General features: G+C 69.2%; 12 protein-coding genes. 5 read left to right on the top strand and 7 right to left on the bottom strand.

Annotated elements, in window-relative coordinates; all coding sequences use genetic code 11:
- Positions 1-95 precede the first annotated feature (95 nt).
- Positions 96-962, top strand: a complete 867-nt coding sequence (locus tag OCJ37_RS03215; RefSeq protein WP_263112270.1) for an SDR family oxidoreductase — start codon at positions 96-98, stop codon at positions 960-962.
- Between the two features lie 117 nt (positions 963-1079).
- Here the strand turns inward: OCJ37_RS03215 and OCJ37_RS03210 are convergent, their stop codons facing one another.
- Positions 1080-1946, bottom strand: coding sequence for an NAD(P)H-hydrate dehydratase (locus tag OCJ37_RS03210; protein WP_263112269.1), 867 nt, complete (start codon positions 1944-1946; stop codon positions 1080-1082).
- Positions 1943-2698 carry a histidine phosphatase family protein gene (locus OCJ37_RS03205; RefSeq protein ID WP_263112268.1) on the bottom strand — a complete coding sequence of 252 codons (756 nt, stop codon included), beginning with the start codon at positions 2696-2698 and terminating at the stop codon, positions 1943-1945. The genes OCJ37_RS03210 and OCJ37_RS03205 overlap by 4 nt, the downstream gene beginning before the upstream one ends.
- Before the next feature lie 263 nt (positions 2699-2961).
- Here OCJ37_RS03205 and OCJ37_RS03200 point away from each other — a divergent pair, with 263 nt between their 5' ends.
- From OCJ37_RS03200 to OCJ37_RS03190, 3 genes are all read left to right on the top strand, one after another.
- The gene (locus tag OCJ37_RS03200) at positions 2962-3474 is read left to right on the top strand and encodes a ferritin-like domain-containing protein (protein WP_263112267.1); all 513 of its coding nucleotides are present in this window, start codon (positions 2962-2964) and stop codon (positions 3472-3474) included.
- Between the two features lie 64 nt (positions 3475-3538).
- Entirely contained in the window at positions 3539-4045 is a 507-nt protein-coding gene (locus OCJ37_RS03195; RefSeq protein ID WP_263112266.1) for a YciE/YciF ferroxidase family protein, read from the top strand.
- A 120-nt stretch (positions 4046-4165) separates the two neighbouring features.
- Entirely contained in the window at positions 4166-5068 is a 903-nt protein-coding gene (locus tag OCJ37_RS03190) for a manganese catalase family protein (RefSeq protein ID WP_263112265.1), read from the top strand.
- Between the two features lie 403 nt (positions 5069-5471).
- Here the strand turns inward: OCJ37_RS03190 and OCJ37_RS03185 are convergent, their stop codons facing one another.
- A complete protein-coding gene (locus OCJ37_RS03185) occupies positions 5472-6113 on the bottom strand; it encodes a DUF6766 family protein (protein ID WP_263112264.1) in 642 nt (213 codons plus the stop codon).
- A 209-nt stretch (positions 6114-6322) separates the two neighbouring features.
- Here OCJ37_RS03185 and OCJ37_RS03180 point away from each other — a divergent pair, with 209 nt between their 5' ends.
- On the top strand, positions 6323-7048 hold the full coding sequence (locus tag OCJ37_RS03180) for an SOS response-associated peptidase (RefSeq protein WP_263112263.1): 726 nt from the start codon (positions 6323-6325) through the stop codon (positions 7046-7048).
- Between the two features lie 37 nt (positions 7049-7085).
- Here the strand turns inward: OCJ37_RS03180 and OCJ37_RS03175 are convergent, their stop codons facing one another.
- From OCJ37_RS03175 to OCJ37_RS03160, 4 genes are all read right to left on the bottom strand, one after another.
- Positions 7086-7547 carry a hypothetical protein gene (locus tag OCJ37_RS03175; RefSeq protein WP_263112262.1) on the bottom strand — a complete coding sequence of 154 codons (462 nt, stop codon included), beginning with the start codon at positions 7545-7547 and terminating at the stop codon, positions 7086-7088.
- Between the two features lie 389 nt (positions 7548-7936).
- Positions 7937-10195 (bottom strand): methyl-accepting chemotaxis protein, encoded by a 2259-nt coding sequence (locus OCJ37_RS03170; protein ID WP_263113559.1) that lies wholly within the window; start codon positions 10193-10195, stop codon positions 7937-7939.
- A gap of 186 nt (positions 10196-10381) precedes the next feature.
- Positions 10382-11200, bottom strand: coding sequence for a lipo-like protein (locus OCJ37_RS03165; RefSeq protein ID WP_263112261.1), 819 nt, complete (start codon positions 11198-11200; stop codon positions 10382-10384).
- 245 nt (positions 11201-11445) lie between these two features.
- On the bottom strand, positions 11446-12465 hold the full coding sequence (locus OCJ37_RS03160) for an OmpA family protein (RefSeq protein WP_263112260.1): 1020 nt from the start codon (positions 12463-12465) through the stop codon (positions 11446-11448).
- Positions 12466-12470: the final 5 nt, after the last annotated feature.

Here is a 12470-nt window from a genome sequence, read left to right as displayed (position 1 = left end):
GGCGCGGCCGCACACGCGGCGACGACATGGCCTTGGCCGATCCTTTACCTGTGCGACGGCAGGCTGCGTGTTCCCCCGACGCAGGAACCATCGCCATGCCGATTCCGAACTATCCGTATCCGCCGTTCAAGCCGCAGCAGCAGTCGTTCCCGGGCCTGACCGACAAGATGGACCCGAAACCGGACCATGGCGAGGACAGCTACGTCGGCCACGGCCTGCTGCAGGGCAAGCGCACGCTGATCACCGGCGGCGACAGCGGCATCGGTGCCGCGGTGGCGATTGCCTACGCGCGCGAAGGCGCCGACGTGGCCATCGCCTACCTGCCCAGCGAGCAGGACGACGCCGAGCGCATCGGCAAGCTGGTCGAGGCCGCCGGCGTGCGCGTGCTGCTGCACCCTTGCGACATCAGCGACCGCGCGCAGGCGCAGGCGCTGGTCCAGACCGTGGTCGAACGTTTCGGCGGGCTCGACGTGCTGGTCAACAACGCCGCCTACCAGCGCTACTTCCACAGCTTCGAGGAGATCACCCTCGACGAGTGGGAGAGGACCTTCGCCACCAACGTGCACGCGCCGTTCCACCTGGTGCAGCTGGCGGTGCCGCACATGCCCGAGGGCGGTTCGATCATCAACACCGCCTCGGTCAACTCGAAGAAGCCGACCCCGAACATCCTGCCCTACTCCACCACCAAGGGCGCGGTCGCCAACCTGACCATCGGCCTGGCCGGGTTGCTCGCCGACAAGAAGATCCGGGTCAACGCGGTGCTGCCGGGCCCGATCTGGACCCCGTTCATTCCCGCCGGCATGGACGAGGAGTCGGTGAAGGACTTCGGTTCGCAGACCCCGTTCGGCCGCCCCGGGCAGCCGGTGGAACTGGCGTCGACCTATGTGCTGCTCGCCTCCGACACGTCCAGCTATACCTCCGGGACGCTGATCACCATTGCCGGTGGGGCGGTCACGCTGTAGGGCCGGGAGTTGGGATTGGGGATTCGGGATTGGAAGCCCGGATCCTGGATTAGCGATAGACGATGGCGGCGCTGCGGTTTTGGCGCCGCCGTTGCCGTTTTGGACGCTGGGCCTGGATCAGCGGGTGGCGAGCAGGCCTGGGAGGTGGGCCGCGATCTCGCGGGCCAGGGGGCCGAGCGGGCCGAGCTGGCGGGCCAGCAGGGCGCCGGCGCGCGCGTGCAGGTGCACGCCCCAGACCGCCGCCTGCGCGCTGCCGGCGCCGCGCGCCAGCAGGCCGCAAATGATGCCGGCGAGCACGTCGCCGGAGCCGGAGGTGCCCAGGGACACGCTGCCGCCGCGGTGCACCCAGTGCGTGCCGTCGGGCGCGGCGATCACCGTGGTCGCCGACTTCAGCACCACCACCGCGCCGCTGTGGCGCGCGTGGCGCAGCGCCATCGCCGCCGGATCGGCGGCGATGCGTTCGATCGGCACGCCGCTCAACGCGGCCATCTCGCCATGGTGCGGGGTCAGCACGATCCGCCCCGGATCGGCCATGCCGCGCGTGTCCACCAGCGCACCGGCATCCAGCACCACGCCGCAGCGGGCGGCCGCCAGCAGCTGCGCGATCTGTCTGCGCAGCGCCGGCCGGCCGCGCATGCCGGGACCGATCAGCAGCGCATCGGCGCGCGCGGCATCGTCCTCCAACGCCTTGCCGCCGAGGCGCAGTTCGCCATCGGCGGCCACCGGCAGCCCCACCACCCGCGCCTCGGGCAAGGCGATCGCCATCGCCGTGGCCACCGGACGCGCGGTGGCGACCTGCAGCTTGCCGGCGCCGGCGCGCAGGGCCGCCTCCGCCGCCAGCAACGCCGCGCCGGGGATCTCGCTGCTGCCGCCGATCACCAGCACGCGCCCGCGCTGTTCCTTGCCGGTGACGCCGGCGGCGCTCGGCAACGGCCAGCGCCGCAGCAGCGTCGCCGTCACCGCGATCGCGCGCGCCCGGGTCATCGCGGCCCGCCCGGCTGGTCGGCCGCGGTGGTCACCGGCACCTCGAACGGCACCGCGTTGGCCTGGACCAGGTCGAAGCGCGGCGTGCCGTCGGCGTCGCCGATGGCGTATTCGGTGACGCTGCAGTTGGGCACGTCGCCGCCGCGGTCGATGTCCAGGATCGCCTTCTCGTCCAGGCGTTCGAGCAGGTAGCGCATGCAGTTGACGATGACCTGGTGGGCCACGATCAGCACGCGCTCGCCGGCGTGGTCGCGGCGCAGTTCCTCGACCACGCTGCGCAGGCGCAGGATCACGTCGCACCAGCTCTCGCCGCCGGGCGGGCGGAAATAGAACTTGCCGACCGAGGCGCGCTGTTCGGCCAGTTCCGGGAAGCGGCTGACGATGCCATGCCGGGTGTAGCGGTCGAGGATGCCGAATTCCTTCTCGCGCAGGCGCTCGTCCAGCGCCGGCGCCGCCGTCGGCAGCGCCAGCGCCTCGCCGATCGCCGCGCAGGTCTGTTGCGCGCGCAGGAACGGCGAGGTCAGCAGGATGTTGGGCCGCTGGTTCTCCGGCAGCGCCGCGAACCAGCGGCCCAGCTGCTGCGATTGCTGCAGGCCCAGATCGGACAACGGCGTATCGGCGTCGCGGGTGGCGATGTCGATCAACTCCTGCCCGGATGCCTCGGCGAGGTCGCGGGCGACGTTGCCCGCGCTCTGTCCATGCCGCACCAGCCACAGACGTTGCGGCCAGTCGGCGTGATCGAGTTTCGGCACATGGGTCTCCTGTAGGGGTGGCCGGCACGAGCCTGGCGTGGCCGCCGTGAACGCACGGTCGCCGCGCAACTGGCAGGGGCCGCGCGCGCATTCAGCGTGGGAAGAAAGCGCGCGCTCCTCGCAAAGCGTTCACCCTTCATTGAATCGGCACTAACGCCACGCAGTCTAGGTTGGCGTCCACAGGGGCAAAAAACACCGGACACGCGACGCATCCACCGCGTCGTGCGCCCAAGTTGGAGCCACATCATTTTGGAGAGATTTTCATGACGCGAAGCAATACCGAGCGCTTGCTGAAATGGCTGCAGGACGCCTATGCGATGGAGCAGGAGGCCAACACGATGCTGACCGCCACCGCCGGCCGCCTGGAGCACTACCCGGAACTCAAGGCGCGGATCGAGCAGCACATCAACGAGACCCGCGACCAGTCCGAGCAGGTGAAGCGCTGCATCGAACTGCTCGACGGCTCGCTGCCGACGATCAAGGGCGCCGTGGCCAGCGTGATGGCGACGGTGCACGCCGCCGGCAATTCGATGATGAGCGACGAAGTGGCCAAGAGCCTCGGTGTCAGCTACGCGTTCGAACACATGGAAGTCGCCAGCTATCGCGCGCTGGTCATCGCCGCCAAGGAGGCCGGGCAACCGCAGATCGCCGACATTTGCGCCGCCATCCTCGACCAGGAAATCGCCATGGCCGAGTGGCTGATCGAACATCAGGAGGCCGTCATCCTGTCCTTCCTGAAACGCGAACGGACCGAAGGCCAGACCGCCAAGCACTGAGTCCGTGCGCTTCCCTGCGACATCCCACCATCCAACCAACTACCCACTACGGAGATCCAACGCCATGGCTATCAAGACCATCGACGAACTGTTCCTGCACGAGCTTTCCGACATCTACAGCGCCGAGAAGCAGCTGACCAAGGCGCTGCCGAAGCTGGCGCGTGCGTCCACCAACCCGGCGCTGCGCGCGGCCTTCGAGACCCACCTGGAAGAAACCCAGGGCCAGATCGAGCGCCTGGACCAGATCGTGGAGATCCTCGACCTGCGCCTGAAGCGCATCAAGTGCGCGGCAATGGAAGGCCTGGTGGAAGAGGGCAAGGAAGTGATCGAGACGATCGAAGCCGGCCCGGTGCGCGATGCGGCCCTGATCGGCGGCGCGCAGAAGGTCGAGCACTACGAGATCGCCTCCTACGGCACGCTGGCCGCCATGGCCAAGCAGCTGGGCAAGACCGACGCGCTCAAGCTGCTGCTGGAAACGCTGGAAGAAGAGAAGTCCACCGACGAGAAGCTGACCATGCTCGCCGAACAGGGCGGCAACGAGGCCGCCGCGCAGAAGCGCAAGGCCGCATAACCGCACGACCGCGGCGCCGATCCTCGGCGCCGCGTTTTACCCAGACGCCACCCCCTGGCCACGACGCCCGATCGTTCGTCGTCGTGGCCTTGCCGTGGGCGGTACTCCAGGAGAGTTTCGATGTTCATGCACAACAAGCGGCTGATGTACACGGTACGCGTGGCGCAGCCGGATCCGGCGCTGGCCTCGCTGATGCTCGAGCAGTTCGGCGGGCCGCAAGGCGAGCTGGCCGCAGCCATGCGCTATTTCACCCAGGCCATCGGCGAGGTCGATCCGGGCCGCAAGGACCTGCTCTACGACATCGCCACCGAGGAACTGAGCCACCTGGAGATCATCGGTTCGATCATCGCCATGCTCAACCAGGGACCCAAGGCGGTGCTGTCCGAAGGCATGGTCGAGGCCGAGGAGATGCGCAACCTGACCATGAACAACAACACCAGCCAGACCCAGCAGATCCTGTACGGCGGCGGCCCGGCCCTGGTGAACTCCAGCGGCGTGCCGTGGAGTGCGGCCTATGTGGATTCCATCGGCGAACCGACCGCCGACCTGCGCTCCAACATCGCCGCCGAGGCGCGCGCCAAGATCGTCTACGAGCGCCTGATCAACGTCACCGACGATCCGGGCATCGTCGATGCGCTGACCTTCCTGATGACCCGCGAGGTGGCGCACCAGAAGTCGTTCGAGAAGGCGCTGTATGCGATCGAGCCGAACTTCCCGTCGGGCAAGCTGCCGGGCGATCCGGCGTTCACCGACAAGTTCTACGACATGTCGCAGGGCGACGGCGACATCAACGGCCCGTGGAACAGCGGCAGCCAGTGGGAGAAGATCTCCGACCGCAACCGCCAGGCGGCGGTGGACGGCGGCAGCGGCGTGCCCAGCGTCGGCCTAAGCAAGGCCGAGGAAAGCGCGCTGAAGGCATTGGCGGGACGCACCATGTCGCAGCCGGACAGCGACCCGACCACCGGCGCCGATCTGGGCGCAGGCCCGGGCGCCGGTTCGACCAAGGGCAACATCAAGCTGTAATCGTGGAGCCTGCAGCGGCGAAGGCGAAGGCCTTCGCCGCTGTTTCGGTGCAAGGCACCGTGCAAAGATCGGTGGCGCTGAGAGAAACGGCTAAGCAAGCACTTTTGTAGGAGCGACTTCAGTCGCGACGGGCCTTGCCGGTGAAGCCCGTCGCGACTGAAGTCGCTCCTACAGTTGCATCTAATCTATGAAAATGCGCCCGACCCGCCACGTTCGCATTGCCTATCGAATTTCAACCAAACCCATCGCAGCGGCATCGTCCATGGCGACGGCACGCATGATTCACTGGCGTCGCTTGCATCAAACGCATTGAACCGGCGGGCCGGCAGTGCGTGAGCCGGGAGTACGGCCATGCGTCCGCCACTGCCCACGCGACACTGCAAATGATCGGCACTCCCCTCGATCAATCCCCAGTCTGCGAATGCGGCGCATGCACCGGCTTGGATTGCGGGGAATCCTTCTGCCGCAGCCAGATGGTCAGCACCACCAGCGCGAAGACCGCCAGGAATTCGCTCTGCCAGTTCTGCATCGACTCGAACCAGAACTGCGCGCCGGTCAGATGCTCCAGCAGCGACACCGACGGCAGCCGCTGCATCGCGCGCTCGGCCAGCTCGTGTCGCCAGCTGCCCAGCGCATGCAGCACGAAGCTGGTCACGAACAGCAGGCCGAAGGCCAGCGCCAACGAACGCTCGTACAGCTTCAGCCAGATCCCGCCGGCGCGGACCGGCCACGGCGGCGTACCGGGCGCGACGCTGTCGTCTTCCTCTTCGGGCGACAGCGGCCGCGATTCGGCCGATCCCCACTGCCGCAGCTTGACCGTCAGCACCACGTACATGCCCATCTGCAGGAATTCGCTTTCCCAGTTCTCGAACAACGCGCCGACGAAATGGCCGCTGCGCAGGTATTCCCAGAACATCAGCGGCGCCAGGCCCTGTTGGCGCAGTTCGTCGTTGTAGGCGAGGTGGCCGCTGAGCGCCTGGCCGGCCATGAACAGCAGCGTCAGCCCCAGCAGCACCAGCGACAAACCATTGCGTTTCCAGAACATGAGCGGATGTCTCCTTGCTGCGCCGCGTGCGACGGCGTGCGATCGCGGGTGGCAGGGAATATGCAAGCGCGCGCGGGAAGAGCGGATGAAGAAGCAGCCGCGCTGCAGCAATGCATTCGCAGCGGCCACGCAGCGGTGCGAGCCGCGTTCTTCACCTGCACTGCCCGGCCCGCGCTCTAAGGTGCCGATGCGTACCGTGCGAGGAACCGATGAGACGTTTCGTACAAGCCTTCGGCATCGAAGACGCCCTGCCCGCACAGCTGGACCCGCCGCTGCGCGAGGCGCTCGCCGCGTATCCGGACGACTACAACCTCGGCAAGGGCGACGTCGCGACCGTGATCGTGTGCCGCGAGGGCGTCGCCCAGGTGGAACGCCTGCAATGGGGCATCGTGCCGCGCTGGTCGAAGACCCCGGACACGCCCTACACCACCGTCACCGCGCGGCTGGAGCGGGCGGCGCGCAGCCGCATCTTCGCCGCGCCGTGGAAGAGCCAGCACTGCGTGATCCCGCTGTCCGGCTATTACAAGTGGGACCGCAGCCGCAAACCGACGCAGCCCTACTACATCCATCACGCCGAAGGCGAGGTGCTGCTGGCGGCGGGGCTGTGGGAACGCTGGGAACGCGGCGAACCGGCGCTGCTCAGCTTCAGCGTGCTGACCCACGCCAATCCCGCCATCCCCGCGCCGCTGACCGCGGACGGGCCGATCTTCCTGAGCGGCGAGCGCTGGCGCAGCTGGCTGCGCGGACCGCGGCTGTTTCCCAGCGCATTCCTGAGCGGCGCGCCGCAGCCGCGGCTGCTGGCCTATCCGGTGTCCTCGGCCTACCAGCGCCGCGAACGCAACGACTACACCTTGCTGGAGCCTGTGGATGCCACTGCCGCCCGGCCCGGCGATGTTGCCGACGCGGACGAGGACGAGTACGACGAAGACGAGTGACACGCCCAGCGGCATGCTCGCGCCGCGCGCGCGAATCTCACCAATCGAAACCGCCGACGAACATCTTCTGGTCGGTCGGGCCGCGACCACAGCCGGCCGAGGCGATCACATGGCCGGCCTCCAGCGTGCCGCCGATCTCGCGCACGGCCTGCGCCTCGCGGAGACAGTCCGGTCCCACGCTGCCGCGCAGCGGCGGTCGCCGATCCGCGCGGACGTGCTCGACCAGGACGATGCGGCTGCCGCGATCGAACGGCTCGACGCGCACCTTGCCGTGGCGGTCTGGACTGAACCCGCACGGCGCCGGGATCGCCAGCGCCAGCAGTTCGGTCTCGCCGCGCAGCAGTACGCAGCGGCCGCCGCGCTCGCCCAACCGCACGTCGCCACCGGCGAACCCGACCTGGGTGAGCAGCGGCGCGACAGCGGATGCGGGCGGCTCCTGCGCCGCGGCGATGGAACTGGGCACGGCGAGTACGGCGGCGAGCACGGCACGAAGCTGCATCAGGCGAGTCCTTCCTTGAACGGGGCGGCCCAGTGTGGCAGATGCGGCCGCGGAGCGGTCTCGTGGCGCCCCCGCAACTGGATCGCACGACGCACCGCGCGTGCCGCATGAGGGCCGCGCCACCTTTCCTGCAGCGCACTCGGACTGGCCCTGGCGCAAACCCATGCGGGAGCGACTTCAGTCGCGACGGGCTCTACCGGGAAGGCCCGTCGCGACCGAAGCCGCTCCCACAAACGGCATCGCCCGGCATCGAGCTTGCGGCCGAGGCCGTCGGCCACAGGCGTTCCGCGGCCGCGACCGCGGCCTGCGCAGAAACGGCGACGCCGATGCACCAAGGCATCGGCGTCGTTGTCGGCAATGGCGTGCGTTGCCGGCGCCGTGGCGCAGGCTCAGAACTCTTCCCACTCCGAGCTTTCGGCCAGCGCGCCGCTGGTCTTGCCGCGCGCGAGCGGGCGCGCCGCCGCGGCCGGCGCCTTCTTGAGCGGCGCGCGCGCGGGGGCGACTACACGGACCGGCGCCTGCACGGCCGCTGCCCTGGGCGCGGCCACGACCGGCTGGGCGCCGCCGGCGAGGCGGAACACCGCCACCGCGCGGGTCAGGTCCGAGGCCTGGTCTTCCAGGCTCTTGGCCGCCGCGGTGGCTTCCTCCACCAGCGCCGCGTTCTGCTGGGTGGTTTCGTCCAGCTGCATCACCGTCTTGCTGACCTGCTCGATGCCCGAGCTCTGCTCGGCGCTGGCCGCGGAGATTTCGGCCATGATGTCGGTGACCCGCTTCACCGAGGTCACCACCTCGGCCATGGTGGTGCCGGCGCGCGCGACCAGGGTCGAGCCCTGCTCCACTTCCTGCACCGAGTCGGAGATCAGCGTCTTGATCTCCTTGGCCGCCGCCGCCGAGCGCTGCGCCAGCGAGCGCACTTCCGAGGCGACCACGGCGAAGCCGCGGCCCTGCTCGCCGGCGCGCGCCGCTTCCACCGCGGCGTTGAGCGCCAGGATGTTGGTCTGGAAGGCGATGCCGTCGATGACCCCGATGATATCGGCGATGCGCGCCGAAGCGGCGCTGATCGACGCCATCGTGGTGACCACGTCCTCGACCACGCGGCCGCCGCTCTCGGCCACTTCGCCGGCGCCCAGCACCAGCTGGTTGGCCTGGCGCGCGCTGTCGGCGTTCTGCTTGACCGTGGAGGTCAGCTCCTCCATCGACGCGGCGGTCTCTTCCAGGCTCGCCGCCTGCTGCTCGGTGCGCACCGACAGGTCGCTGTTGCCGCTGGCGATCTCGCCGGCGGCGGTGTTGATCGACTCGGCCGAGCGCTGGATGCCCTGCACGATCGCGGTCAGCTGCTCGGCGGTGCGGTTGGCGGCGTCGGCCAGTTGGCCGAACGCACCCTCGTAGCGCGCGTCCACGCGCTGCGACAGGTCGCCGTCGGCGATCGCGCCCATGATCCGGCCGACGTCGGCCAGGCCGCTTTCGGCCTGCAGCATCAGCCGGTTCAGCGCTTCCACCATTTCCTTGAACGCGAACTGGTAGCGCGCCTCGTCGCCGCGCGCGGAGAAATCGCCGCGCGCGGCCGCGTCGGCCAGGCGCGCGATGTCGCCGTTGATCGCCGACAGGTTGGTCTTCACCGCGTCCAGCGCCTCGTGCAGCGCGGCGCGCTGGCCGGGCAGGCGGCGCATGTCGCGACGCAGGTCGCCGCGGCCGTACTCGCCCATGATCGCCATCGCCTCGATGATCGCGTCCAGGTGCTCGAACAGCGCGGTGTTCATGCCGCGCGCCAGCGTGCCGTAGTCGCCGGGGAAATCCTCCGGCATGCGGTGGCTGATGTCCTCGCCCTGCTGCAGCTGCACCAGGGTCTGCATTTCGCCGTTGAAGCGCTGCAGCTGGGTCTGCATCTGCTGCATGCTGCTCATCAGCTGCCCGGTCTCGTCGCGCGACTCCACCTTGATCGCGTTGTCGAAGCGGCCCGAGGCGATGGCCTCGGCGGTGCGGGTGGCGGCGCGCAGCGGGGTGACGATGGCGCTGGCGATCAGCCAGCACAGCCCGACCACCAGGCCGACCAGCGCGGCGCCGATCGCGGTGAGGATCTTGGTGAAGCCCAGCGCCTCGACCTGGATGTCCTCGGCATAGACGCCCATCACCAGCACCCAGTTCCACTGCGGGTACAGCTTGGCGTAGCTGATCTTCGGCAGCTGCTCGTCCTTGCCCGGCTTGGGCGCGCTGTAGTAGCTGAAGCCGTCGCCGCTGGTCACCGCGGTGCGGATGTCGCGGTACACGAACTCGCCGGCATCGCTCTTGTAGTCGGACATGTCGGTGCCGACCTTGCGCTTGGGATGCATCAGGATGCGCATCTGCGGGTCGAGCATGAAGAAGTAGTCCACGCCGCCGTTGGTCTTCATGTCGGCCAGCGCCGCCTTGGCCGCGTCCTGGGCCTGCGCCTGGGTGAGTTCGCCGCGCTTGGCCTTGGCGGCGTAGTGCTCGATCACGCTGATGCCCATGTCGACCTGGGTCTTCACACTCTGCTTGCGCGCGGCGACTAGGTCCAGGTACTGCAGGCGCGCGGCGGCGACGGCGAGCAGGACCACGCCGATGGCGAGCAGGGTGCACAGCACCACGAACTTGCGCGTCATCGGCAGGTTGGCGATGCGGCGGCGCAGGAAATGGAGGGGATTCATAGCGATCCTGGGGACGATGCCGGTGAGGTATGTCCGTTGATATCGGCCGTAGGCATTTCAAACTTGACGCCCGGGTGACAGGAAGCCTGAAGCGTTGTGACCGGATGCCGGATTCCACGCAGCGGCGGTACAGGCGGCCGCCGTGCCGGAACGGCGCCCGTGCGGGCGCTAGCCGGTGGCGGCAGAGGCGTGCTGCTCGTCGGGCTGGCGCTCGCGTCTGCGCCCGGCCACGGTGTCGCCGGCGTCGCCATGCCACACCAGCCGATGGAAATCGAAGCCGGCCTGCAGCCGCGGCTTGACCACGTTGAAGTACGGCGAGACGTCGAAGTCGCGCGGCAGGTACAGGCTGTGATGGCGGTTGTGCAGGATTTCCGCGTCCTGCGCGTCGGCCACCGGCGCGTGGCCGATCTCCGGCAGGATCGGATAGCGGATGGCGCCGAAGGCCTGCGCCAGCAGGGTCGAGCAGATCGCCTTGGTCGGCTCGCCGCTGCCCAGCTCCAGGAACCGCCGCTTCACCGACGACGGCAGCGGCGGGGTGCGGATCAGGTAGCGCGCCAGGTCGAAGATGTTCTTCAGGTCGTAGCTGTTGCCGACGCGGCTGACCATGTAGTCGACCACCGCCTCGATCTCCTCGGCGCCCAGGCCCACCGGCCGGCAGATGCGCGTGTGCAGGCCGGCGAACTCGCCCAGCCCGACCAGGCGCACGCCGACGTTGATGTCCACGTCGCAGAAGGTCGGCGCGTCCTCGTCCGTCGCCGGCCCCAGGTGATCGCCGATGTACAGCGCCGCGTGCGACCAGGTGGACTGGCTCAGGTACTTGATCGCGGTCGAGAAGCGGCTGTTGCCTTCCACCAGCAGCACGTCGCCCTTGCGAAGCGCCGCCCGCAGCAACGGCGGCGGGCTGGTCGGCAGTTCCGAACGGTGCCGCCGCGGCTTGGACAGGAACTTGGCCAGGTGGCGACCCAGCAGGCGTGGCAGGGACAACATGCGCGTGACCTCATGGACGGCCGATGCGGGCGGCGAAGCGGCTTCGCTTGTCCATGATGGCGGCGGCGGCCGGGGATTCTTGAGCGCGGCGGCGGCCATGGCGTCTCGCTGGCGGCAGCTTGGCTTGAATGGGGCCGTGACTGGGTGCGGGCGAAGCCTGGTGCGGCTTGAACGGTGCCAGGGCTTGGGCACATACCCTCACCCCACCCCCTCTCCCGGGGGAGAGGGGCCGAAGCTCGCGGCGGTCAGTCGCCGCGGCCGACCACCAGGCGCACTTCGACGCGGCGGTTCGGCAGCAGGCATTCCAGCAGCGCCGCGCGCGGCTTCACGCCGGTGCATTGCTGGACCTGTTGGCTGTCGCCGCGGTACTCGTAGCGGATGCGGTCGGCGGGCACGCCGCGGCCGATCAGCAGCTCGCGCACGGTGCGCGCGCGGCGCTCGGACAGGCCCTGGTTGTAGTCGTGGCCGCGGCCGTCCATGCGGTCGGCGTGGCCGACCAGCTCCACCTTCTGTAAGGTCAGCTTCTCTTCGGCGATGCGCGCCAGCGCGCGGTCCAGGCTCTCCAGCGAATGGGTGCGGATGTCCTTGTAGCCGTCGCGGTCGAACTCGAACAGCACGTTGGCCACCAGCGGGATCGGCGCCGCCGCCGGCGTGTCCGGACGCTCCGGGCCGCCGCACTGCCGGGCCAGCGCCTCGGCGTCGTTGACCATGTCCTCGGCGATCTGGATGTACGGCTTGGAATGGCGCCACTGCTGCTGGTTGAACTCGTTGCCGGCATGCACCAGCTCGACCTCGCCGCAGGCCACCGCCTGCTGCGCGCAGCTGAAGCCGGCGCTGCCGTGCAGCGCGCGCAGGCGCTGCCACAGGTCGTCGCGCAGGTACTTGGCGTCGTTGACCAGCGGGGTCTTGGTCGGGATCGTGGTGGCGCGCTGCTCCATCAGCTGCACCAGCTTCTCCGACTCGCCGAGCGCGCCCTGCGGGAACGCGCTGCGGTCGTTGCGGGTGTACTCGTGGAAGGACACGTCCAGCCAGCACTGCGCCTTGGACAAGGCGTAGTCGCGTACCGGGCGGCCGCCGTCGTTGAGCGCCTGGATGCGGTCCTGCACGGACTGGTAGCCCTGCAGGTCGGCGGCGATGGCCTCGTCGCTGATGCGCTGCTGCTGCGGCAGCAACTGGGTCTGCGCGTTGCCGGCGGCACAGGCGCCCAGCAGCAGGGCGGCGGCGACGGTGCGGGACAGGACGAAGCGGGTATGGGTCGTGGTCATCATGG

Origin of the sequence: Xanthomonas sp. AM6, from assembly GCF_025665335.1 — a bacterium.
Classification (GTDB): domain Bacteria; phylum Pseudomonadota; class Gammaproteobacteria; order Xanthomonadales; family Xanthomonadaceae; genus Xanthomonas_A.
Note: the sequence above shows the minus strand (reverse complement) of the source record. Positions and strands in the feature narration are given on the sequence as shown.